Raw genomic sequence first — 25,581 nt, forward strand, 5'->3', positions numbered from 1 at the left:
CTTATATTTTCTCTATAGTCGCCCGTGCGCGCTCTCCAGCCTCATCAATTCTCGAAAATTGCTGTGAGAGAATGCGTTCCAAAATATTTTCGTGTTCCATAACCTTGGTGAACAAAATCCGGCATCCCAGTATATTCTGGGATGTCCGTTGCAGCTCCTCGGCGGCAGTCCTCAAGTCTTCCGTATTTTGGAGCAGCTCTCTGTAAGGACGTTCAATATGGTTCTCAATGGCACATTGCATGGCAAGGCCGGCAATCAAACCACCGGCTATGCCGCCAAGGAGCGGAACCATAAAGGATGACGAAAATCCCAGTGCCGTGACAGCACTTTCCGCTGCGATGGCCCCTAAAGTCCCTCCGACAACGCCAGATGAAGTATTCAGCACGTTTTTGCCTTGCCTTTCAAAGAATTCCTCACGGCTGAGCTTGCCCAATCCAAGAGCAACCAGATCCTTCACAGCATCAATGGCGCATACGACCCCCACGGCAACGGCATTCGTTTTGGCGAGGGATTTGAGGCTTTGTTTGGACAACGCATCAATGAGCACCTTTTCAGAGCCATAACGAACAAGAAGGCTTTGAGCTCCAACAACAGCTCCGGCTTTGACGGCACTGTCCGCAGCGGAAGAAGCCGTCTCCACTAAAATTTCAACAACAGCCTCTTCCTCAGAGAGCTTTCCCTCTCGAACCATTTGGATATACCGAACGACATTGAGAGTTCCGCAGACAACAGCTGACATTGCAGCCGCTCCAGCGGCGGCTTTGCCCATCTGCTGTAGTGTGGAAGCTGTCTTGTAGCGCGATTCCATTTGATCCACTTTGGATATATCGCCTTCACCCATGAGCGTTGCTTCTTCTTTGGACAATTCAGAAGAAGAAACTCCTTCATGTTCCAATCTACTGTTCGCCTTTTTCGCTGTTTGCTTATAGGCTTCCGTCTGAACAGGATCTCCACCACGAGCGTCATTGCCTTGGGCTGCTGCTTCCGCATGTTCTTTGATACTGACGCTGCCGTCCTTCGGTGCAGTCTGATCACTGGGGGCGAGATACGTATCTGCTTCATCGTACTTCACCTTGCCATCTTTTACCTGGGAAAACCCTGTTTCCCCTCGTCCGGCAGTTGTTTCCGCATTGGCTCCATATTTGGATTGAGCGACATGAACGCTCTTGTTCCCTTTGGTAATAATGATGTCGGCTACACCATCATTCCCAGTACGATTCAATTGGTTCCATTCCGGTTTGTACTGATCCGTGATAGCCCGAAAATCCTTATCCTTAAGAATGGCATCGAGATTAAAAGATTCGGCATGGAACTCCTCCGCAATGAATCCCCCTTTCTGGGAAGGCAGTTGTGAAGTATCGAGGCGGCATTGGATGTGCGTTCGACTCCGAAGAGTAGCTTCTATCATCTTGGCCATCTGCTGCTTTGCCGCATGGGAAAAAACAGGGGCCGTGGACACAGTCTGCTCAAAAATTTTCCCAACTTCCTCTTCCTTAGAAAATTTGCTCTGCATAAGTCTCGTCTCCTGAGAATGGTTTCAACCATATCGATAGACTAATGGAAGATCTTTCCAGACGCCGGAAAGATGGAAAGAATTTTTTGAGCACAACAGGTTTGTTCCGCATGACCACTAAAAAGTATCCAATATATCCTTGAGCCAACTCACACGCCGTGCCGTCATTTCGAGCCGCCAGCCTGTCGTGATAAGGCCAGCGAAAGTTCCTCCAAGGACAGACGTCATCGTGTCGCATGAACCTTCCCGATATTTGAGCCATGCCCGTTGGGAATCACGCAACAAGATCTTTTGCTTCTCATCCATTGCCTGCATTGTTTTTTTGTACGTGGCGTTGAGAAGAGCTTCCATGCGTTCTTCTTCCGCAGTCAGGCAATCCTGCATGGCTACGGTGACACCACCGCTTTTCTCCATGCACTGGGCGTATTCCGCACTGAGCATGGAATTCTGCGTGGAAGCGTTTCCTTGGGTAGGTTGCTGTATGACATGTCCGCTTTTGTATACTTCCATCCGTGAACATTCTTCACCGTATACATTCCAGAACTGTTGGACATCGTAATTTACTGAAACCCGGTTGCCTTCCTCTCCCAGTTCCTGATCAAGCTGATCAGGATCGGCAAGCATGAAAACGGACTCCCCAGAATCAAGCTGGAATGCGCCGTAACACATATCTCCACACTGTGAGCCCTTGTAGACTCCAGTGATGGTTCCGCTATCCAACACCTTGGATGGGCATAATGCCTCTGAGTCTGCATAAGCATTGGGTGTGAGGCAGAGCAGCACAAAAAGAGGCCCTATCCATTTGAGAGTCCTCATACATCCTCCTGCGATTATTTCAGCTAGTCGGTTTTATTGGATTCCATCCAGCATAATACCAAGGAGTTTTTGTAAAATTTTCTTTATGGATATATAAGGCGTAGCCTTTTTAATCGTCTAGCTTTTTTTAATGCTTCCGTCAAATATGAAAAGATGGAAGAATTAAAACAAATACTTGCGAGAATATTCCGTGAATACCGCAGACAATCGGGATATTCCCAATGGAAACTATCTATTCTTGCCGAGATCCATCCTCGGAGTATCCAAAAGATCGAGGGGGGAGAGCTCCAGCCGGGGGTGATGCTTGCAGTACGGCTTGTCTCCGCAATGGGGAGCAATGTCGGCTTCTTTTTTGCCGACTTAGCTAAGGAAGCGAATTTGATGCGGCACGAGATCATGCCCCGGCTATGGCAAGAAGTAGATGAAGAAGAGGCATGGAAAGAGTGCAAATGCCTATTTGGACCATTTTTCAGGCAAATCCGCATTGCTAACCGGATCACACAACAGGCTATCAGTGACGCAACAGGCTACACACTCCGAAATATCCTTAATACGGAGAAAGGTCGTCAAGAACCTGCCGTTATGACAGCCCTGAGTATGGTCGCTGTGACAGGAGTAGATATAAGCATATTTTTTAATAGACTAGCTTACATCCAAAACAAATTGGAAAACAAATAAGGATATAAAATTCATAGTTGCTAAAGAGCATTTTATGCTATTAAAACTCAAAAAAACTAGATAAAAACAATAATCACATCAAATTATCAATTAAAACTGCAAACAGAAAACAAGTTCTGTACGAGACAGATTTTTCGGATAAATTACTTTCTATTGAGTGGAAAGAGTCAGAACTTGAAAATGATGACCTTCAGAATTATAACATAAAAGTCAGCTTTTATATTCGACAACACCAAGATAATCCTGCATTGCGCAAATTGCAGGAAAATATTCCTCTGACGGTTTCTGATATTGCTATTCTTGAAGATATTCTCTGGTTTGAAGAAAATACGATGATTTTGACTAAAACCAGACAGAGTATTGAAAGAATCAATATAAATGCCTTAGTGGATTGAAAGCTCTCAAAATTATTTTTCTGTATAAAACTGTTCCCTAGCAGATTTTAAATTTCTATTTTTCAATCAATATACAGTCCATCCCCATAAAAAGGGATGGACTTTTTTTGATATAAATCCGCCAAGTTTTTATCGTATAATATGCCTAGTTTGCCATAATCCTTCACGATAAGGACACACTTATAATGAAAATTTTCATCACAATTTTTGAATATATTTTCTAGGTCTGATTGTATTACTAAAAAAGAATAAACAAAGACAAATAAAAGATAACAACAAAGAAGAAAGACAATATAAAACATAAAAAGAATAAGAAAGATAATAAAAAAGAGAACAGAAGATAGAAAAAAAGAGATAACATTAACCTCACACCACACAGGTGTGAGAGAAGTAAAAGCATAGCTATTTATAACCAACCACAACAAGTAGTGAAATAAAGAGAATTATCTCACATAAAGATCACATTTCATTTTTAACATATGCTCATGAGAATATGAAATTAAACAAAAGGAGTTCTCATGAAAAGAAAGGTTACATTTGAAGATGTTTTTGATGGATTGCAAATCCTTCCTTCAAGAGATGACACTGAAAGTAAGTTTATTGACATCTTGAGAAAGCAAAAAGAACTTATGGATTTTTCTTTAGCAGAACATAGCAAGATCATGCAAATTCGTTTTGATCTTCACTACCCTTCTGATGGCTCTATTCTTCCTTCTCCTGACCATATATCTGATTTCAGTTATAACCTTTCACGAAGGCTGAAACGAATGGTCATAGCAACTCATAGAGTTGATCCTTTGTACCTTTGGGTCAGGGAGATTCATGATTCTTGTTTTCCTCATTATCATTTTCTTCTCTGGATTAATGCAAATGCCATAAAGAATAAATTTACTATTTTCAATATAACAAATGAAACATGGAAAAATATTTTAAAAACGAATGAAAATGGTCTTGTTCATTACTGTTTAAGTGACAAAAGAGAACCTGAATACGACAATGGAATCATCATTGACAGAAATAAAGAAGATTTCTCTATGAAAAGAGATGTAGCATTTCGCTCTGGGAGCTATCTTGCTAAAACCTTCAGCAAAGATGGCCTTGATAAACATGCATGGCGATATGGGTATTCAAGGCTTCCTAGGCCATAACAAAAGGAGAAAAATCATGTTTGGAGATGAAGTATTCTTTGAGCAATTGCGTAAGGAACTGCCTCCAGTTTTTACAAGAGAATTTGCTTCAGAGAAGATTGGAAGAATCTTTTCTGCGAAAAGCATGTCGAATGCTGATGCTCTTGGGACTGGTCCTACTGTGAAAGTCAAGATTGACAAGAAAATTGGATATGAAAGAGATTCTTTTCTTCAATGGCTACGAGGAAAAATGAAACATAACGCTCCTGATATAAAAAAAGAAAACACTTTCCATTATATGCCCAATTCAACACCATTCAGAACATTTTGACTTGGACTAGGCGATGGAGTGCTTTTCAAAACCATTTTTACAGGAGAAAATTTCTATGTTTGATGTTTTGAATTCAATTTCTGTTCATGTACTTCAGCTTCCCACCGATAAGAATGGAAGGATTGCAATTGTGTCTGCAAGTATAGTCATGCCAGATGGAAGAATCGTAAGTGATGTTTGTTCCGCATCTCCTCGTTCTCCTTTTGAAAACGAAGATACTCTTGAAATCGCTAAAAACAGGGTTATAAACGTTGTTAAACAAAAAGCTGATCCTATATCCAAAATCATCAAAACATCTCTCAAAATGCCTCTCAGGACGATAAGAATAGATTCCGGGGAGGAGGCAAGCCTGCCAGCCGTAACCAGCTCTCCCTCATTCGCAACAAGGCTCAGGAACAAAGGAAAAATCCCGAAGAGCTTGCTGCTTCCCGTTTTGGCAAACAGTTACAAGACCTCAAGGGATACGAGGCTGATAGCCTGATCAAAGAACTCCTTACCAAACCACGCTAGTCCGACAACAGGGTATCCGAATGCCATCGGATACCCTGTTTCTCAACCATCTGCTAAATGCACTCATCTGGCTTATATTTTTGCAGAAACGGAATCTAAACATGAAATACAAGCGTTCGGCTTCTCCCTTCCTGTGTAAGGAAAACCGGATTTGGATCATCCATACCTCCTTATCCATTGAAAACAACGCTCTTACTCTGGAGCAGGCCACAGCGGTCCTGAGCGGAATACATATATTGGGTCAACTTTTTGAAATTCAATGAGTTCGTATGGTTTCAGTACACATAAACATCTGGAAACAGCCCCCCTTCCTCGCAACACGACATTCTTGCGGTTCATGCCATGCTGATGCCCGGCTTTTTGTTGAGCATCGGACAGTTTCAAACTGGAGGTGTACCGGCATCTTTCAAGGCAGTCGCGTGGCGCGTAGTCCCAAGTTATGAGATAGCTCCTCTTTACAGTATGAAAAACTTGAGTATTCGTTTCAAAAACGATACGAATTTAAAACAAAATGATACGAATTGAGGGAGGCAACCATGACCAACAAACGTCAAGATTTCATCCTTATGTACCTAAGAAATCAGGGGCCCTCTTCCCGTGAGGCGATTGAGCGGTATCTACACCAACAGGGACATACAGGCTCAAAGATCACACTCCTGCGCGATCTGGACAAACTGATTTCCGCCAACTTGGTTAAAAAATCAGGAGCAGGCAAAGCCACCAAATATGCGCTGAGTGTCCACTCGACCCAGACATTTCCAATCAATGTCGAAGCCTATTTCGCCAAAGACATCGATGAACGAGAACTGCGGAGTGAGAGATTTAACTTCGATGTATTTAGAGAATTATATCAGCTCCTGACTGCCAATGAGATTGCGGAACTGACCAGTTTGAATGAGTCTTTCAGACAGAAAAAGGCAAGGTTATCACCTGGACTCCTGAAAAAGGAATTTGAACGCCTGACCGTTGAGCTAGCTTGGAAATCTTCGAAAATAGAAGGAAACACCTATACCTTGCTCGATACGGAACGACTGCTCAAAGAAAATATTTCCGCCAAAGGCAAAACAGCCGAAGAAACACAGATGGTGATAAATCACAAGGCGGAGGTCACCGAAAAGAATCAGGCGTTGCGAAGGATTCCCGGAATCCGTATGAGATAAGAGCAAAAAATCGACAGATTACCCGAAAGCAATGAAGTAGAATCAGACTCTGCTTAAACGGGTAAACTTTTCATACTCTTTCATGACAAAATCCAGATGTTCCCCCAAAACGACCCGCTCGTCGCATTTTTTCGCGATCACCTCCCTGCCTTTTTGCCGCACGGAATCATATTCTTCCAAATGGTCAAGGACGCGGCAGATCGCTTCCCGTTGTTTTTCCCTGCCCTCTTCAGGGTAGGCGAGCATCGTTTTTTCCGGCAGGAAAAGAAAATCCGCGCCTTCCTGTACCGGCGTCATCAGCAGAGTTTCGCAACTCATGGTTTCGAGCATCCCCTGTAACGGAGAATTGCTGTATTCGGGAAAAACATACACGGAACTGGAACATAACAGGTGATGATACCTCTCGATGTCGAGGCCTCCCGCCAAGAAAATGCGTTGCCGCACATGCTTCGGCAGGGCGTATATTACCTGTTGCCATTGCTTTTTGGACGCTTCGCTCTCAAACGTAAGCGCCGCAAGGCAATGAGGACGGCATTCAAGCAGATCAAAAATGACCCACATCAGTTCTTTTTGGGAACGGCCTGTTCCTTTCATGTGCCCTGTCACCAGTTCCTTGTCTGAGTTTGGTGCTTCATGGGGAAAAAACAGGGAAAGGTCACGGGGCATGGGGTGGAAAAGAGCCGTATCCACATAGGGCGGCCATACGTGGATGACCGGATGGAGCACGGGCGGGAAAGAGTTTTTCTGTACTTCCGAACGCACGAAGTAAAGGTCACTCTGCGCGGCCATCGCCCTTTGGAGATCCATGACAGCCAGCAGTTTTCCGTCATCGGCGAGTTTGCTCCTGAAGCCGTTGAAATAGGACACGATGAAGGCCTGTGGGAAAATGTGCCGAAGGAAGAGAGCGGGGCCGTCAAAAAACGAGACGAATATCATATCAGGAATAAATCCCGAATCTCGAATATGCAGAAAGGTCTGTAAAGCCTGCTTCCCCAGGCTGAACATCTTTTCCCATTCCATCACAAAGGTATCGTCGCCCCGCGGCATACGTCCGCGATCCCTGTTGAGGTTCAGACGGGCGTGAATAATGCCGGATGATGCGTTATCTTTCTTTGGATGGAAGGAAAGGAACATCACCTCGTTTGTGGGGTCGGCAGCCAGGTCGGAAGGCATTCTTCCGAACCTACCGGGATAACTGACATTACAAAAAAGAATACGCATATACCCTCACACTCCGGACACATGACGGAACGGGATGTCCATATTGCCGCCCGCGATCCGGCGCAGCATGACTGCCAGAGATATACCGGCAATCGAAAGAGCCGCCGGAACCGGAGAACAGATGTAAAAAAAGCCGGAGCGGTTCTTCTGAACCGCTCCAGCGCATATGAAAAGGTTACGAGCCCTGTCCATTCTGGAGGATGAACATATGCTGCTGAATCTGAGCATCATCCTGCCCGTCCATGTCCACCCGTTCCAGATTCGTCTCCAGAGTCAACCTTCCATCATTGGAGGTATAGGTATTGGTTTCGCCGTCCTGTGTCCATTTGCTCATGTCCAGAGAGAGCGTTTCCTCACCGTCAGCATTTTCTCCAAGCGTGATGCCGTACTTTTCGGCAAGCTGATTTATATTGGTCAGGTCAAGCGCCCCTTCGCCGGTGATGAGCACTTCAATGCTGTTCACAAGAGGCCCGGCATTGGTATTCTCGTTGTTCAGAATGTCATCCAGCGTCAACGGCTCGTTGGACACCATGAAGTCGATGCCGGAACCGCCGTCTACCAGATAGTCATTCTTGTCATAGACAATGATGTCATTTCCAGAACCGCCGAAGAGGAAATCCTCTCCTTCTCCACCGGAGAGGTAATCATTTCCTCCCATACCGAACAGAAGGTCATCGCCGGAACCGCCGAAGAGCTGATCGTCGCCGCCATTCCCTGCACCTTCCACAGCATTAATAAACTTTGTAAGAGCATCCTCATCATTGGCGGTATCTTTTATGGCTCCAATGATGTCAGAGTCATCACTAATATTCAGGACATTCCTTACCGAGCTTAATATGTCCTCATCACCAAAGAGAATATCGTCGCCCGTCCCTCCATAGAGGGCATCATTGCCAAGGCCGCCGCTGATGATGTCGTCACCTTCCTGACCGAAGATAAAGTCATCAGCCCCGCTGCCGGTAATGACATCATCGCCACCGGTACGGCCGGTAAGCTCATCCAGGGAGACGTGCGCACTCGTCCCGTCCATATTCAGGACATTGCCGCTCGCATCTACAAGGTAGGGCTTGCCATCTCCGTCCACGCGGGTCTCGTAGCCAAGCTCTTCATGGTGTTCCAGCATGTACTTAACGGTATCGCCGTGCGACCAGCCTTCATAGTCCGTGCCTTTGAGCAGATCGCTGTTGCCATGCTCTTCCAGCCACTGGAACACTTTGGAACCGGAACCGAAGTCGATGTCGGCCGCTACAAGCGCTGCCGCGATGTTGCTACTGGCTCCGTTCAGGTTGTTCAGCAGCATGTCCGTATTCATCACGTCACCGTAAACGATGACGGACGAAGCGGACTCTTCCGCCGTGATGGTGTCGTTACCGGCAGAGGCCAGCGCCCCCGGTTTGAAGCCGCTTTCAAAGGCGGCGGTCAGGCTGTCCGCATCCGTCACCTTCTGGCTGACGCCTCCCTCTCCTGAAACGGGAACCTGCTCATAAAGGTCATTCCTGTTTACCTTGTTCCATTCATAGTTGGGCCATGTGCCAGTGTAGTAGCCCCACTCACTCTTGCCTCCACCGAATATGCCGCCTCCTACCTTCTGATAACTCACTTCCTGCCAGCGTCCGTCATCAAGCTGGACATAATAGGTTTCCCCGTTATCAATCCTGTCCGGCTTCTGGTATTCCACACCATAGGGGGCATAAATGCCATCGTCAGCGTCAAACCAGCCCTTGGCAGCATAGGCGTTGCCTTCCTGCGTGCCCGTGTTGTCAAACATGGCAAGGTTTTCCATGTCCGTTTCAGACAGACTATTGCCAAAACCGATGGCATGGATATCGATGTGGCCATCACCCTGGGCAGCCAGGAGCTTCTGGTAGCCATTCCATGCCTTCTGGTAATCCTCTATGCCAGCCTCATTGCTGCCTGCAGGGGCGGGACATCCGTCCGTCAGGAAATAGGTGATATTCCCTGTAGCGTTTTCGACACTGTTACCCAGCCCGTCAAACCAGTTGGCAGCCGCCTCAAAGGCAGGCCCATAAGCCGTAGTATTGTCGTTGCCAACACGTGCCTGGTCGATAGCACTCTTCAAGTTTATGCTGAGCTGTTCAAAGGTCAGGTTATCCTGCCCGCCATAACTGTAGGATGTTTTACCGTCCACCCTGTTAACTGTTATTTCGATGGAATTCCCAGCCCGTTCGGCAAAAGGAATGACTGCAATGGTCACGCTTCCGTCGGTAAAGTCACTATTACTTTCAATGCTCTTGATAAAGTTCTGGATAGATTTTTCCGCAGCCTCCAGACGGGTATCAGAATCCCTTCCATCCACTCTATTACTACTCATGGATGAGGACATATCCAGAATGAAGCAGACATTGTAGTTGGCCTCAATCTGCTGGCCTTCGGTCATGCCGCCGCTGTCGCCTGCGGCCACGGTTCCGGCAACGCCGTCATCACCGGCAATGGTGATTCTGTCGTCGCTATTGCCAATGGCATCCCCGCTGTCGTTTGCTTCCTGACTCTTCACTTCCAGCGGCACGTTGACAGTGGTTGTCGCCACATCGCCGTCGGCGTCTTCGGTCTTGAATACAAGCTCGAACTCGTTGGATAAGTCGCCGGTTCCGTTATCCACACGGAACTGCTCGTACTGCTCCATGCTCCAGTTGCCGTCCTTGTCCAGCGTTGCGGTGAAAAGTTGCTGGCCATTAAGGCTACCGGTCCCAGACCCGCCACTCAGCGTCGCGGTCAGGATTGATTCCCCGGAGGATGACCCGGTGCTGACTTGCAGCGTGGCGATATAGGTTTCCCCATTCACCTGCACCTCAATGGTACCCGTGCCGTCATCACCCATATTGCCGTTCGCCTTGGTGACAATGCTTTCAAGGTCAAAACCGGCATGGACTTCCATATAGGCATCTGCGAAGCCGTCCGCACCGGATTCCGCCTTCACTTCGCCCTTACTGACAATGATGGCGTCGTCGCGCTTGGTGATAAAGTCAAAGCCCTGAATGGTGAAGTCGCTGTTTTCTCCATTATCCACAGCAGAAATGACTACCTTGTCAAAGCCCTCAAGAACAACATCACCGGTATTGAACGTAAACTCACCACTGTTGGTTCCCTCCACAACGGTGGAATAAACCAGCTTTCCATCCTTATAGAACGTGATAAGCGCCTTTTCGGATACGGTATCGTATCCGGTGCCTGCTGCGGGGTCGTCCGGATTCGACTTACCTGCGAAGAATGCTCCGAAATTAATGGTCATGCCATAGGCATATCCCTTAAGATTAATGACTACCGCCTCACTCGTATTATCATCAGAGGCCTGGATCTCTCCATCACCTTCACCACCATTGACCGTCAGGCCCCAGTCCGATTTGGGAGCCTCGCGATACCATTTGCCGTCATTATCCCTCTGAGCAATCCCGCTATCTATATCTTCCTGAGGAGGCCTATTCTTATAATATTGCTTTGCTCCTCCGTTATAGAAGCTGTAACCAAGACTCATACCTTCAGGGTTCTCCTCACTTATGCTCGGATGTCCCAAGGAATCGGTCCCCTCGTAGGTAACTTTGGCGGCACTGATCTCAACCTGACCATTCCACCAGGTTTTCCGGACATCCTCACCCTTATTTCCTTCAGTGAAGGAGATAACCTCATCGGATTCTACCAGATTATTGCCCGATCCTCCGGGAGTTATGGAAGTTGATGGAGTAGAAGCCTCGATAATCGGCATATCGTCACGGATGCTCACATCCACAGTGATGCTGGACTCCGTGCCGTCCGCAAGGGTCACATTCAGGCTGCCGCTGAAGCCCGTCGCGAGCTCTTCGCCCTGCGTGCCGTGCTTCCCGCCGCTATATGCCTCCGTCTGCTTGAACGTCACGTTGCCCTCGGCATCCACTATCAGCTGACCGTACACAGTGCCGTCCGTATCCGTCACGTTCACAGTCTGGTTCGCGACCAGGGTCACGCCCGCAGGAAGTTCAGGCATCGTCACGGAAACTGCCGTCTCGGTAAGCACGTTGGCATCGTCACCAATCACGTTACCCTTCATGCCGGACAGGTCGGTGCCTTCCACCTTGACATTCACAGCTTCAGGCGCACTCACCACGTCGCCGTCCGCGTCCGTCACCGTGAACTGGAAGCTGTATTCGGCATCGGAACCGGAAGCAGGCAGGTCATAGTGGAACTCACCCGTTTCCGCATTCAGCGTCACCGTCTTGCCCTCCACAGTGAACGTCCAGGTCTTGCCGCCGTCAGTGCTGACGCCTGCAACCTTTTCACCGCCGTTCACGGAAAGCTCGATTTTCGCGCCTTCGCCGTTGTCCGCGCCGAAGCCGAAGTTCACCGTACCGTCAATGCCTTCACCGTACGCGCCGGAGAACTCACCCACCGTCAAGGTCGGCATATCGTCACGGATGCTCACATCAACAGTGATGCTGGACTCCGTGCCGTCCGCAAGGGTCACATTCAGGCTGCCGCTGAAGCCCGTCGCGAGCTCTTCGCCCTGCTCGCCGTGCTTCCCGCCGCTGTACGCTTCCGTCTGCTTGAACGTCACGTTACCTTCAGCGTCCACAATCAGCTGGCCGTACACAGTGCCGTCCTCATCCGTCACGTTCACAGTCTGGTTCGCGACCAGGGTCACGCCCGCAGGAAGTTCAGGCATCGTCACGGAAACTGCCGTCTCGGTAAGCACGTTGGCATCGTCACCAATCACGTTACCCTTCATGCCGGACAGGTCGGTGCCTTCCACCTTGACATTCACAGCTTCAGGCGCACTCACCACGTCGCCGTCCGCGTCCGTCACCGTGAACTGGAAGCTGTATTCGGCATCGGAACCGGAAGCAGGCAGGTCATAGTGGAACTCACCCGTTTCCGCATTCAGCGTCATCGTCTTGCCCTCTACAGTGAACGTCCAGGTCTTGCCGCCGTCAGTGCTGACGCCTGCAACCTTTTCACCGCCGTTCACGGAAAGCTCGATCTTCGCACCTTCGCCGTTGTCCGCGCCGAAGCCGAAGTTCACCGTACCGTCAATGCCTTCACCGTACGCGCCGGAGAACTCACCCACCGTCAAGGTCGGCATATCGTCACGGATGCTCACATCAACAGTGATGCTGGACTCCGTACCGTCCGCAAGGGTCACATTCAGGCTGCCGCTGAAGCCCGTCGCGAGCTCTTCGCCCTGCGTGCCGTGCTTCCCGCCGCTGTATGCCTCCGTCTGCTTGAACGTCACGTTGCCCTCGGCATCCACTATCAGCTGGCCGTACACAGTGCCGTCCGTATCCGTCACGTTCACAGTCTGGTTCGCAACCAGGGTCACGCCCGCAGGAAGTTCAGGCATCGTCACGGAAACTGCCGTCTCGGTAAGCACGTTGGCATCGTCACCAATTACGTTACCCTTCATGCCGGACAGGTCGGTGCCTTCCACCTTGACATTCACAGCTTCTGGCGCACTCACCACGTCGCCGTCCGCGTCCGTCACCGTGAACTGGAAGCTGTATTCGGCATCGGAACCGGAAGCAGGCAGGTCATAGTGGAACTCACCCGTTTCCGCATTCAGCGTCACCGTCTTGCCCTCCACAGTGAACGTCCAGGTCTTGCCGCCGTCAGTGCTGACGCCTGCAACCTTTTCACCGCCGTTCACGGAAAGCTCGATTTTCGCGCCTTCGCCGTTGTCCGCGCCGAAGCCGAAGTTCACCGTACCGTCAATGCCTTCACCGTACGCGCCGGAGAACTCACCCACCGTCAAGGTCGGCATATCGTCACGGATGCTCACATCAACAGTGATGCTGGACTCCGTACCGTCCGCAAGGGTCACATTCAGGCTGCCGCTGAAGCCCGTCGCGAGCTCTTCGCCCTGCGTGCCGTGCTTCCCGCCGCTGTATGCCTCCGTCTGCTTGAACGTCACGTTGCCCTCGGCATCCACTATCAGCTGACCGTACACAGTGCCGTCCGTATCCGTCACGTTCACAGTCTGGTTCGCAACCAGGGTCACGCCCGCAGGAAGTTCAGGCATCGTCACGGAAACTGCCGTCTCGGTAAGCACGTTGGCATCGTCACCAATTACGTTACCCTTCATGCCGGACAGGTCGGTGCCTTCCACCTTGACATTCACAGCTTCAGGCGCACTCACCACGTCGCCGTCCGCGTCCGTCACCGTGAACTGGAAGCTGTATTCGGCATCGGAACCGGAAGCAGGCAGGTCATAGTGGAACTCACCCGTTTCCGCATTCAGCGTCACCGTCTTGCCCTCCACAGTGAACGTCCAGGTCTTGCCGCCGTCAGTGCTGACGCCTGCAACCTTTTCACCGCCGTTCACGGAAAGCTCGATTTTCGCGCCTTCGCCGTTGTCCGCGCCGAAGCCGAAGTTCACCGTACCGTCAATGCCTTCACCGTACGCGCCGGAGAACTCACCCACCGTCAAGGTCGGCATATCGTCACGGATGCTCACATCAACAGTGATGCTGGACTCCGTACCGTCCGCAAGGGTCACATTCAGGCTGCCGCTGAAGCCCGTCGCGAGCTCTTCGCCCTGCGTGCCGTGCTTCCCGCCGCTGTATGCCTCCGTCTGCTTGAACGTCACGTTGCCCTCGGCATCCACTATCAGCTGACCGTACACAGTGCCGTCCGTATCCGTCACGTTCACAGTCTGGTTCGCGACCAGGGTCACGCCCGCAGGAAGTTCAGGCATCGTCACGGAAACTGCCGTCTCGGTAAGCACGTTGGCATCGTCACCAATCACGTTACCCTTCATGCCGGACAGGTCGGTGCCTTCCACCTTGACATTCACAGCTTCAGGCGCACTCACCACGTCGCCGTCCGCGTCCGTCACCGTGAACTGGAAGCTGTATTCGGCATCGGAACCGGAAGCAGGCAGGTCATAGTGGAACTCACCCGTTTCCGCATTCAGCGTCACCGTCTTGCCCTCCACAGTGAACGTCCAGGTCTTGCCGCCGTCAGTGCTGACGCCTGCAACCTTTTCACCGCCGTTCACGGAAAGCTCGATTTTCGCGCCTTCGCCGTTGTCCGCGCCGAAGCCGAAGTTCACCGTACCGTCAATGCCTTCACCGTACGCGCCGGAGAACTCACCCACCGTCAAGGTCGGCATATCGTCACGGATGCTCACATCAACAGTGATGCTGGACTCCGTGCCGTCCGCAAGGGTCACATTCAGGCTGCCGCTGAAGCCCGTCGCGAGCTCTTCGCCCTGCGTGCCGTGCTTCCCGCCGCTGTATGCCTCCGTCTGCTTGAACGTCACGTTGCCCTCGGCATCCACTATCAGCTGACCGTACACAGTGCCGTCCGTATCCGTCACGTTCACAGTCTGGTTCGCGACCAGGGTCACGCCCGCAGGAAGTTCAGGCATCGTCACGGAAACTGCCGTCTCGGTAAGCACGTTGGCATCGTCACCAATCACGTTACCCTTCATGCCGGACAGGTCGGTGCCTTCCACCTTGACATTCACAGCTTCAGGCGCACTCACCATGTCGCCGTCCGCGTCCGTCACCGTAAACTGGAAGCTGTATTCGGCATCGGAACCGGAAGCAGGCAGGTCATAGTGGAACTCACCCGTTTCCGCATTCAGCGTCATCGTCTTGCCCTCTACAGTGAACGTCCAGGTCTTGCCGCCGTCAGTGCTGACGCCTGCAACCTTTTCACCGCCGTTCACGGAAAGCTCGATTTTCGCGCCTTCGCCGTTGTCCGCGCCGAAGCCGAAGTTCACCGTACCGTCAATGCCTTCACCGTACGCGCCGGAGAACTCACCCACCGTCAAGGTCGGCATATCGTCACGGATGCTCACATCAACAGTGATGCTGGACTCCGTACCGTCCGCAAGGGTCACATTCAGGCTGCCGCTGAAGCCCGTCGCGAGCTCTTCGCCCTGCGTGCCGTGCTTCCCGCCGCTGTATGCCTCCGTCTGCTTGAACGTCACGTTGCCCTCGGCATCCACTATCAGCTGGCCGTACACAGTGCCGTCCGTATCCGTCACGTTCACAGTCTGGTTCGCAACCAGGGTCACGCCCGCAGGAAGTTCAGGCATCGTCACGGAAACTGCCGTCTCGGTAAGCACGTTGGCATCGTCACCAATTACGTTACCCTTCATGCCGGACAGGTCGGTGCCTTCCACCTTGACATTCACAGCTTCAGGCGCACTCACCACGTCGCCGTCCGCGTCCGTCACCGTGAACTGGAAGCTGTATTCGGCATCGGAACCGGAAGCAGGCAGGTCATAGTGGAACTCACCCGTTTCCGCATTCAGCGTCACCGTCTTGCCCTCCACAGTGAACGTCCAGGTCTTGCCGCCGTCAGTGCTGACGCCTGCAACCTTTTCACCGCCGTTCACGGAAAGCTCGATTTTCGCGCCTTCGCCGTTGTCCGCGCCGAAGCCGAAGTTCACCGTACCGTCAATGCCTTCACCGTACGCGCCGGAGAACTCACCCACCGTCAAGGTCGGCATATCGTCACGGATGCTCACATCAACAGTGATGCTGGACTCCGTGCCGTCCGCAAGGGTCACATTCAGGCTGCCGCTGAAGCCCGTCGCGAGCTCTTCGCCCTGCGTGCCGTGCTTCCCGCCGCTGTACGCCTCCGTCTGCTTGAACGTCACGTTGCCCTCGGCATCCACTATCAGCTGGCCGTACACAGTGCCGTCCTCATCCGTCACGTTCACAGTCTGGTTCGCGACCAGGGTCACGCCCGCAGGAAGTTCAGGCATCGTCACGGAAACTGCCGTCTCGGTAAGCACGTTGGCATCGTCACCAATCACGTTACCCTTCATGCCGGACAGGTCGGTGCCTTCCACCTTGACATTCACAGCTTCAGGCGCACTCACCATGTCGCCGTCCGCGTCCGTCACCGTAAACTGGAAGCTGTATTCGGCATCGGAACCGGAAGCAGGCAGGTCATAGTGGAACTCACCCGTTTCCGCATTCAGCGTCACCGTCTTGCCCTCCACAGTGAACGTCCAGGTCTTGCCGCCGTCAGTGCTGACGCCTGCAACCTTTTCATCGCCGTTCACGGAAAGCTCGATCTTCGCACCTTCGCCGTTGTCCGCGCCGAAGTCGAAGTTCACCGTACCGTCAATGCCTTCACCGTACGCGCCGGAGAACTCACCCACCGTCAAGGTCGGCATATCGTCACGGATGCTCACATCCACAGTGATGCTGGACTCCGTGCCGTCCGCAAGGGTCACATTCAGGCTGCCGCTGAAGCCCGTCGCGAGCTCTTCGCCCTGCTCGCCGTGCTTCCCGCCGCTGTACGCTTCCGTCTGCTTGAACGTCACGTTGCCCTCGGCATCCACTATCAGCTGGCCGTACACAGTGCCGTCCTCATCCGTCACGTTCACAGTCTGGTTCGCGACCAGGGTCACGCCCGCAGGAAGTTCAGGCATCGTCACGGAAACTGCCGTCTCGGTAAGCACGTTGGCATCGTCACCAATCACGTTACCCTTCATGCCGGACAGGTCGGTGCCTTCCACCTTGACATTCACAGCTTCAGGCGCACTCACCATGTCGCCGTCCGCGTCCGTCACCGTAAACTGGAAGCTGTATTCGGCATCGGAACCGGAAGCAGGCAGGTCATAGTGGAACTCACCCGTTTCCGCATTCAGCGTCACCGTCTTGCCCTCCACAGTGAACGTCCAGGTCTTGCCGCCGTCAGTGCTGACGCCTGCAACCTTTTCACCGCCGTTCACGGAAAGCTCGATCTTCGCACCTTCGCCGTTGTCCGCGCCGAAGCCGAAGTTCACCGTACCGTCAATGCCTTCACCGTACGCGCCGGAGAACTCACCCACCGTCAAGGTCGGCATATCGTCGATGATATCAAGCCGAACTTCGCCGCTGGCACTGTCACCATCCGTGTCCGTTACTGTGATAGTAAAGTTGTGTGAAACCTGCTCGTCGTTTCCGAGACTCTTATCGTGAGTTGCCGCATCATCCAGAACAAAGGTATAGTCAAGGCGTCCAGTAGACTCATCGAAAGCAAACTCGAAATGCCCTCCATCCACAGTGACGAGATTACCCGTCATCGCGCCATTCTCAAAAATGGTAACGCCGCCAAAAACAATGGAAGCAACGCCATCGGGAGCGGTGATGAGCATATTCCCGGACGCTTCAGGGTGCGTTTCCGGAGTCCAGTCCTTTTCCGAGACACTAAGAAAACTATTCCCGATACCGGGAGTGATGGTGACGGAATAGTCAACAGCGGAACTTTCATCCGTGCCAAAGGCTTCCAGATCGTCAAACGGGATATTGCTGTCCGTCCAGCCCACATCCAGACCGTCAAGACGGTCAAGCCCGTCAAGAAGGTCTGCGCTTGTGTACTCATGATAGCGGGCGCCGTTTCCCTGCCCCGCATTGGAGGCAGGACCGGCAGCAGGCATCAGGTCGGGTTCATTCATGGCCGCGAAGAAGTCCTGACCGGAAATCTCAACTCCCTCCACAGAGAAGGAAGGCATGTTCTCGCTGGAATAGGCCGTATAGAAATTTTCAAGCTGGAGACTGCTCCCGTCCTCGAAGGTCAGGACAAGATTGTCTCCGGAACGGGACAGTGTAGCGGCATCCGTAGGAAAATCAAAAACGAAACGGGCCTGCGGTTCACAAACAATATTCTGGGATATACCCGCAGCGGGCTTTACAAGGCGCACATCAGGCATGGTTGTCTCCTGGAAAAAGAAGGGGCTGGAAAAAAATGATTACCACGCAAAAAGCCCTGCGCCGGCAGTACACCGGACAGGGCTTATTCAGGCGGAGGAATGGAAGGAGGATTACGCCAAAAGATAACGATTAAGAGAGAAAGAGAGAGAGAGAGAGAGAGAGAGAGAGAGAGAGAGAGAGAGAGAGAGAGAGAGAGCATAAAAAAATCCTGCTATATCACCTGGTTACTTGTATTTAAAAAGACGTAACGCGTCTTTCCACACACAAGTTCCAATACCAGCAGGAACGATAAAGCCAAATACCAATATGGCTAACGTCTTTATGTTACGCATTTCCTTCGTATTAAGTCAAGAGGAAATGTTTGATAAGGTATTAACCTTTTGACAGAATTTTTATAACTATTTTAAATTAAATATTATTTTTTTAAAAAAAACTCTTAAAAAGGAATTTTTCTGTTTTACCTTTCTCCCACCCACACAATTGTTGCCAACACTCTCCAGTGATATCCGCTAATATTTCATTCTTTTTAAAAAGGCTCTGTCATAGCACATGGTTGTTTTGTCTCGACAATATACTGAAAAATATATGCTTTTTCTCCAATTTTCCGCTGGCGGGCTCCATGACCGGGGGATTTTGTTGGTTATCCCTTTTGAATTTCAAGAGATAAAGCATCAACCGTTTTCTATGACACAGCCTTTAAAAACAGGCCAAGTCCGTCCAGAAAAAATTTTTTGAACCTTTCAAAAGGAAGGAAATTTCGAGGTGGATCGAGAATAAAATACAAAAATATTTTTATTTCAATATATTATGTTTAATATAAAAAGTTAGAATGTAGTAAAAGAGCCTGACCTCCAATCTTCCAGTCTCGTCCGTTCACCATCATGCTCCCCTTAGGGGAGCATGATACCAAGACTGGACAGATGAAAACTACTCGTCGACATCTTCCGTAGAAGACTCTTTGGCTATCTCCTCTGCATCGTTATCCCGTTTAAGCCCAGAAGGAATAAGGCCCTTTTCTTTCAATAGAGAAAGCCTCTTATAGATTGTACTCCTGCTTGCGACATTAACCTTGACCAAATTTTCTACTATTTCTTTCTGTGACAGATTGGAATGTTCCGTGACATACTTCAGGATTTCCCTACTGGTGTCGTCCAGAGAACTTGCCTCATCAATCTCTTGGAATTCTTCCTCATTGGATTCGGAAGAAGAGCAATTGTCTTCATGAGTTGAAAGAGATGCTAGTTGTTGCCCTTCAAAAAAAATTCTATCCCCCGTCTCGCTGATCCGAAATTTCTTCCAGCTGTCAGAATGTGTCGAAAAATTCCTACACTTCATAATCTTCAGAGTCTTGTCTTGTTTTTCACCAATCAGCTGAAGAACTACATCCAGTCCGATGTCCTTCCCCATAGATCCAAACGGCGTATCACCTTTTTTCCCCTGGTGATCAACAACGATGGCTGTTTTCACTCTTCTCTTGCACCACCCATAAAAATCATTCAAACGCGCGGTTCCAGAAAAATCTGTCCCCATCGCGGACGGAAATGCCAAGAAAAGACTGTCGACCACAATAATATCGGCAAGCCACATATCCGGTTCAAGATCCGCCCAACCATTCTCCGTATCGAGAACAAGATCTTTTCTCTCATGAATCGCACTTCTCACCATAATGTTAGAAAGAACGTCTTTAGAAAGCCCCAATCCGCTGCATATGGCACGGAAACGCTGTTGCAGATCACCCTCGGACAACTCTCCATCAATGAGAGGAACACGGTACGGCCTCGAAGGACAAATTTTCCCATCAAGCGCTTTTTTCCCAGAGGCAAAGCAAACCATCAGGAAGGCAGAGAGCAAGCTTTTTCTTACTCCTCGCCTCGCGTACAAGATCATCTGATCTCCCAACCGAAGAAGTCTATCAAGAAGAATCTCGCGTTCCGTACCTGAGCTCAGCTCCAGTAGAGAGACAGCTTTCGGCAAAATACCTACTGGAGGATCCACAGCGTATTCTTTTTTACAAAAGGCTGCAAAATCCCCAATTCTAAGTGGTGTTACAGAGTCGGATAAAGCTTTACGTAAATCCTTTCCAAGGGCCCAATCGTCATATTTTTCAGCCTGTAGTCTGTTTATGAATCGAGTGCTAAATGCCCTGTGTTTCCAGTATTCGATAAAGCCGATAGGCCTCGCGGCAACCTTCCTCAGTACTATGCGGCAAAATGACAGGAGATAATCCATGCAGGACACTCCAATCCGTTTCTTCAACAGAACTATATGTCGTCACCAGCATGCACGATTTCAACCACCTATGTTGATTGCTAATTATGTCGAAAATATATTCATCAGGGCAAATGAGAACAGTCTAGACTCGGTTACGACAGTTAACAATATTATTTACCCTATAAAGAGAAGCCTTTTTTCTAGGATGAATAGCATCGAACACTACTCGTTCTTGATATTGGTTTTCATGCCATGCTGTTATGGCAATTTTTACAGTCTTTCCAATAGGATGATTAAAATAAGCAACCGCAAAGTCAAAACAACCATCCTCACAATGATACAAAAAATACTTTGCCTGTGTGAAGCCGTAACGCACTAGATAATATTTTTTAGTAAATCTATTAAACGCTTTTCATAAATATTTTTAAAAGAATAAGTATCTATAATTATACGTTCATGACATGCTTTTTTATTAAAAGTATATCGTTCATTAAGTATAAAAACATACCAAGACGGTACATAAGGTTACGGACTATATTTTGATTCAGTATATCAATTTTTATATTAATCAATGGCTCCCAATAATACCCCATCGACATGGAAGATCCACAAGCAAAACCAATACACTTATCATCATAATCACTTCTATCTAAATATTTGTATAAATTATAGTTCCTTTTCGATATATAACTACTACAACTTTCTGTATTAAGAGAAACACTATAGTTACTAAAGGCAATTTCATTATCATTTAACTGAGCATCAGGCCAAACTAACAGTACAACTTTCTTAACAAAATTTGGAGATGTTTGCATTTTTCTCCAAAATAAGTCCTCATAAATAGCTACATCAATATCGATTTTGATTTTAGTTCTATCAGTGAAAAGGAGTTACAAAAAACAAAAAGCCTCAAAAAGTATTACTTTATACTTCTTGAAGCGCATAGTAACCAAAACAGGCTTCGTCGATCTTTATCCAGCTATATGATTATTAATTATCGGTTGGCACACAAAGCCTCACACTTTTAAATAATTTGTTATTAATATAACAACATAACACTCCTGATGTCAGTCCTTTTCTAAACCTAAAAATATCTTATTATTTTAAATAGTTACATATTAATTCTCCCAAATATACGATAGTTCGTGCTATAAAAAGAATATGGCCTAAAAGCGTAACTCTCCAGTCCCCCAAATATCCTGTTGGCTGCTAATTATTTCTTAAATTAATTTCCAGTCTAATCGGCTTATAACATCAGTCAACAACACCTTCACGGGCCAGTCACCAGCATAGTTCTCCGTTACCCCCATATCCACCATCTCATGCCCAACCACGGCCTGAAGCATGGAAAGGTCCACACGGGCCTCTTTGTGCAGATACTCGATCACCGTATGGCGGAAGCTATGGAAAGCCTTGGTGCTCGGCTCACCATGTTGTCCTCCCACTCCCACGGAACGACGATAGCGCGTAAACCAGTGCGTCAGGGCGGAACCGAGCTTCACAGTGGCATGGTTCACGGCGTTTACCCTTTCCTGTAAATCAGGAAAAAGCAGAGTCGACGTGTAGTTTTCCTCCGGCGTTTTCGTCCATCTGGAAGCAACAAACTTCTTCAGTCCGAGTTCATCCCACAAATGGGGATGGACGGGCACCTTGCGGATGCCGGCAGAGCTCTTGACGTGCTTCACATACCCGGAGCCCCCGCTTTCCTCATTGATGGAGAAGCACAGCACTCCATCCACCTTCACGATATCGGAAAGATGAAGCTGGCAAATCTCTTCCAGCCGCATCCCGGAATACAGCGCAATCAACGGAGCCCAGAAGCGTGACGGTACACCTTCCGTTGCCTGAACGTATTTTCCCATATCCCCAAAAAGGGCTTTCAGCTCATCTTGTGTGAACGCCTCACGCTTCACTCCTTTTCGTCTGATGTCCTTGCCGGAAAGAACCTTCGGGAACCCTGAGTTCACGTACTTGGCCTGTACAGCTCCGCGATACTCCAACTCACACCAGTTGACGAAACTTCGCACGTTCGTCTGGCGGACTTCCATCGTCTTCACGCTCAAAAGCCGTTCGATCTGCCCGGAGCGTCCCATATCGGCAAGCTGGAGCCAGCCCTTGCCCGCAAACTGCCTCTGCCCGCAAAGGCGGCAGGGCAGGTGTTTCAGCGTATCAAAGTAGCTTCGGATGTGCTCACGGGAAAGCTCATCCACACGAATATCCCGACCATGTTCCAGTTCCCTCACTATTTCCACGAACTGCCGCACCTGAGGAGGAATGTCCTTGGCGCTTGCGGCTGACCATGTAAGCATCTTGGCCTTTACATAGGCGTCCAGCGCCTCCCTGAGATTGGGGAGTTCCTTTTTCCCTTCCAGTTTGATCCTGCGGCGTGTTGTTTCAGCTGAACGGGTAGGAAGATTGTGTTCGTCTTTAATGGCAGGTGGTTCGTCCTCTATGGATTCTTTGCGAACAGGAACAGCTTTTTCAGAAAACATTTTGACGGAAAGGGTCCCCTTTTGCTCCCTCAGGAAAGAAGGGAGCAAGAGGGTCAGGGAAGCCGGAGACAGGTCTTTTTCAGTGTGGAATCAAAAAGAAATGTACCCACAGATTTGATGTTTTCTCTTGTGATACCAAATGATTGAATAGTTTCTTCCTGCACGGAATGTATCCGTTCATGGGCAAGATCATCAGCCAAGGCAAAAAAATGTTGGGCAGCAAGCGAGAGCCGCAACGCCTTGGTACGGGCACTACGGCTGTCCAGACCATTCAGAGAACGTCTGATCTCGCGTTGACCAATCAGTGATTGCAGATGGTTGGGAACAAGAATGCGGATGTAGGGAATACCGCGATGGGTCGTCTGGTAGGAACGGTACCGGGAGTAAGAAGATACCCCGACAAATGGCATGATGAGCCTCAAATGTATCCCTGAACTGTATCCACAGGAATAAAGCTCATGCCAAAAACAAAAAACCCACTGTTTCCAGTGGGTTCAAAATTTCTGGCGGAGAGGGGGAGATTCGAACTCCCGGTACCTTTTGAGTACACACGATTTCCAATCGTGCTCCTTCGACCAGCTCGGACACCTCTCCGCGTCGTGCAGGGATGTAACTAGCGAAATTCAGGATGGCTGGCAAGCTTTTTTTTGGGAAAAATCGGCGTTTTTCCCACGCTGCGGACGTTATCAACAAATAATACGCGATAAATAAAGGAAATTTTATCATCATGATACTCTAAAAAAATGTCGTTCTCCTTTTTTGAAGTACCGGGTATCCGAATTCGTCGGGAATTCCCTTGACAGTTCATCTTTTCATGGGGCAAGAGTCGAACCAAACTCTAAGGAGCGTCTTCATGTCTGTACAAAGCATCATTCAGCTTCTTGGCGGCGTTGGGCTCTTCCTCTTCGCCATCAAGCTGATCAGTGAGGCCTTACAGCTGATAGCCGGGGACCGATTGCGACAGCTTATCGGAACACTGACCAAAACGCCGATCATGGGCGTGCTGGTGGGTGCCTGCGTTACCATTCTCATCCAAAGCAGCAGCGCCACCACGGTCATGACGGTCAGTTTCGTCGATGCGGGGCTCATGACCCTGACGCAGGCCATCGGCGTCATCATGGGCGCCAACATCGGAACCACGGTTACGGGCCAGATCCTCGCCATCAAGATCCAAGACTACGCCTACCTCTTCATTATTATAGGCGTGCTCCTCTCCTTCTTCGGACGCTCCAAGGTACAGAAGTACGCCGGCAACGGCCTGTTGGGTTTCGGCCTGCTCTTCGTGGGCATGCAGACCATGGAATCCTCCATGAGTTTTCTCCGTAATGAAAAGGAATTGTTCCTCATGTTCAGCTACAACCCGCTTATGGGGGTTCTAGCCGGAACGCTGCTCACCCTTCTTGTCCAATCCAGCGCCGCTACGGTCGGCCTGACCATCGCCCTTGGGGTGCAGGGCCTCCTGCCCCTCCACGCGGCCATCCCCATCATCCTAGGCGACAATATCGGAACCACCATAACCGCAGTCCTCGCCTCCATCGGCACGGATAGGACAGCCAAACAAGCCTGCGCCGCCCATGTGCTCTTCAATGTCATCGGCGTATGCATTTTCCTCACCATCCTCCCGCTCTACCAAGAGTTGATCGCCATGACGGCGACGGGCATCGCCCACCAGATCGCCAACGCCCATACGCTGTTCAACGTCTTCAACACCATCATTTTCCTGCCCTTCGTCAAGCTGTTCGCGACGCTTATCCGCAGGCTCCTGCCCGACAAGGCCCACAAGACCGTCGAAGGGGCCCAGTATCTCGATCCCAAGCTCATCGAGGCCACCCCCGGCATCGCCGTGGAAGCGGTCAAGAACGAATGCGCCTACATGGGCTTTTTGGCTATCCATCTTCTTGATTCGGTTCAGGAGGTCTTCTTCAATAATAGGAAAGACCTCATCCCCAAAATCGAAGAGACCGAAACCAAAATCGACCAACTGCATAAGGCCGTCAAAGCCTATGCCGAGGACATCATGCAGGCCGGGATTTCCGACGACGCGGCCCGTGTGCTGACGCTGTATGTCGCCAGCTCCGGGAACATCGAACGCATCGGCGATTACGGCAAGAAGCTCCTTGAGTACTATGCGTACCGCCAGAACAGGCCGAAGGATTTCTCCCCGCAGGCCATGACGGAACTCTCCGGCATGTACGCCGAAGCCCACCACGCCATTGTGACCGCGCTGGACGGCTTCATCAACGACGATCCCGACAAGGCGCGTGAAGTCGCCCCCATCGCCGGGAAGCTGCGCGGCCTTGAAGTCGAGCTTCGGAACCGCCACATCCAGCGTCTGGACAAGCAGGAATGCGACTCCGAAACCGGCCTTGTCTATGTGGATATCCTCGGTATCATTGAGCACATCGGCTATCATTCAAACAATGTCGCCAAGGCCACCATTTCCACCTGTGCGGAAGCGAAGGCATAGTGAAAAACAAGAGGGGG

At 50.0% G+C, this 25,581-nt stretch carries 13 protein-coding genes and 1 tRNA gene; 6 read left to right on the plus strand and 8 right to left on the minus strand.

Annotation, left to right across the window (positions count from 1 at the left end; all coding sequences use genetic code 11):
- Position 1: 1 nt before the first annotated feature.
- Both AC6I1V_RS03360 and AC6I1V_RS03365 read right to left on the minus strand, forming a co-directional pair.
- On the minus strand, positions 2-1,513 hold the full coding sequence (locus AC6I1V_RS03360; protein ID WP_497736843.1) for a magnetosome protein MamC family protein: 1,512 nt from the start codon (positions 1,511-1,513) through the stop codon (positions 2-4).
- A gap of 117 nt (positions 1,514-1,630) precedes the next feature.
- Entirely contained in the window at positions 1,631-2,329 is a 699-nt protein-coding gene (locus AC6I1V_RS03365) for a lysozyme inhibitor LprI family protein (protein WP_497736844.1), read from the minus strand.
- A 153-nt stretch (positions 2,330-2,482) separates the two neighbouring features.
- Here AC6I1V_RS03365 and AC6I1V_RS03370 point away from each other — a divergent pair, with 153 nt between their 5' ends.
- The 5 genes from AC6I1V_RS03370 (at position 2,483) to AC6I1V_RS03390 (ending at position 6,530) form a co-directional block, all read left to right on the plus strand.
- Entirely contained in the window at positions 2,483-3,007 is a 525-nt protein-coding gene (locus AC6I1V_RS03370) for a hypothetical protein (RefSeq protein WP_497736845.1), read from the plus strand.
- A gap of 913 nt (positions 3,008-3,920) precedes the next feature.
- On the plus strand, positions 3,921-4,550 hold the full coding sequence (locus AC6I1V_RS03375; RefSeq protein ID WP_497736846.1) for a YagK/YfjJ domain-containing protein: 630 nt from the start codon (positions 3,921-3,923) through the stop codon (positions 4,548-4,550).
- A gap of 16 nt (positions 4,551-4,566) precedes the next feature.
- Positions 4,567-4,860 (plus strand): hypothetical protein, encoded by a 294-nt coding sequence (locus tag AC6I1V_RS03380; protein WP_497736847.1) that lies wholly within the window; start codon positions 4,567-4,569, stop codon positions 4,858-4,860.
- Between the two features lie 55 nt (positions 4,861-4,915).
- Complete coding sequence (locus tag AC6I1V_RS03385) at positions 4,916-5,341, plus strand: hypothetical protein (protein WP_497736848.1); 426 nt, start codon at positions 4,916-4,918, stop codon at positions 5,339-5,341.
- Positions 5,342-5,906: 565 nt separating this feature from the next.
- Entirely contained in the window at positions 5,907-6,530 is a 624-nt protein-coding gene (locus tag AC6I1V_RS03390; RefSeq protein WP_497736849.1) for a hypothetical protein, read from the plus strand.
- Positions 6,531-6,572: 42 nt separating this feature from the next.
- Here AC6I1V_RS03390 and AC6I1V_RS03395 read toward each other — a convergent pair whose 3' ends face one another.
- From AC6I1V_RS03395 to AC6I1V_RS03420, 6 genes are all read right to left on the minus strand, one after another.
- Complete coding sequence (locus AC6I1V_RS03395) at positions 6,573-7,703, minus strand: glycosyltransferase family protein (protein WP_497736850.1); 1,131 nt, start codon at positions 7,701-7,703, stop codon at positions 6,573-6,575.
- Between the two features lie 223 nt (positions 7,704-7,926).
- The gene (locus tag AC6I1V_RS03400; RefSeq protein WP_497736851.1) at positions 7,927-18,393 is read right to left on the minus strand and encodes a VCBS domain-containing protein; all 10,467 of its coding nucleotides are present in this window, start codon (positions 18,391-18,393) and stop codon (positions 7,927-7,929) included.
- Positions 18,394-19,321: 928 nt separating this feature from the next.
- Positions 19,322-20,623: an AAA family ATPase gene (locus AC6I1V_RS03405; RefSeq protein ID WP_497736852.1), complete on the minus strand. Its 1,302-nt coding sequence runs from the start codon at positions 20,621-20,623 to the stop codon at positions 19,322-19,324.
- 1,202 nt (positions 20,624-21,825) lie between these two features.
- Complete coding sequence (locus tag AC6I1V_RS03410) at positions 21,826-23,097, minus strand: site-specific integrase (protein WP_497736853.1); 1,272 nt, start codon at positions 23,095-23,097, stop codon at positions 21,826-21,828.
- Between the two features lie 53 nt (positions 23,098-23,150).
- Positions 23,151-23,507, minus strand: a complete 357-nt coding sequence (locus AC6I1V_RS03415) for a DUF6538 domain-containing protein (protein WP_486854473.1) — start codon at positions 23,505-23,507, stop codon at positions 23,151-23,153.
- Positions 23,508-23,601: 94 nt separating this feature from the next.
- Positions 23,602-23,691, minus strand: a tRNA-Ser gene (locus AC6I1V_RS03420).
- A gap of 259 nt (positions 23,692-23,950) precedes the next feature.
- Here AC6I1V_RS03420 and AC6I1V_RS03425 point away from each other — a divergent pair.
- Positions 23,951-25,564: a Na/Pi cotransporter family protein gene (locus AC6I1V_RS03425; RefSeq protein WP_486854472.1), complete on the plus strand. Its 1,614-nt coding sequence runs from the start codon at positions 23,951-23,953 to the stop codon at positions 25,562-25,564.
- Positions 25,565-25,581 lie beyond the last annotated feature (17 nt).

Source organism: Bilophila sp. T19-St14, from assembly GCF_059728385.1.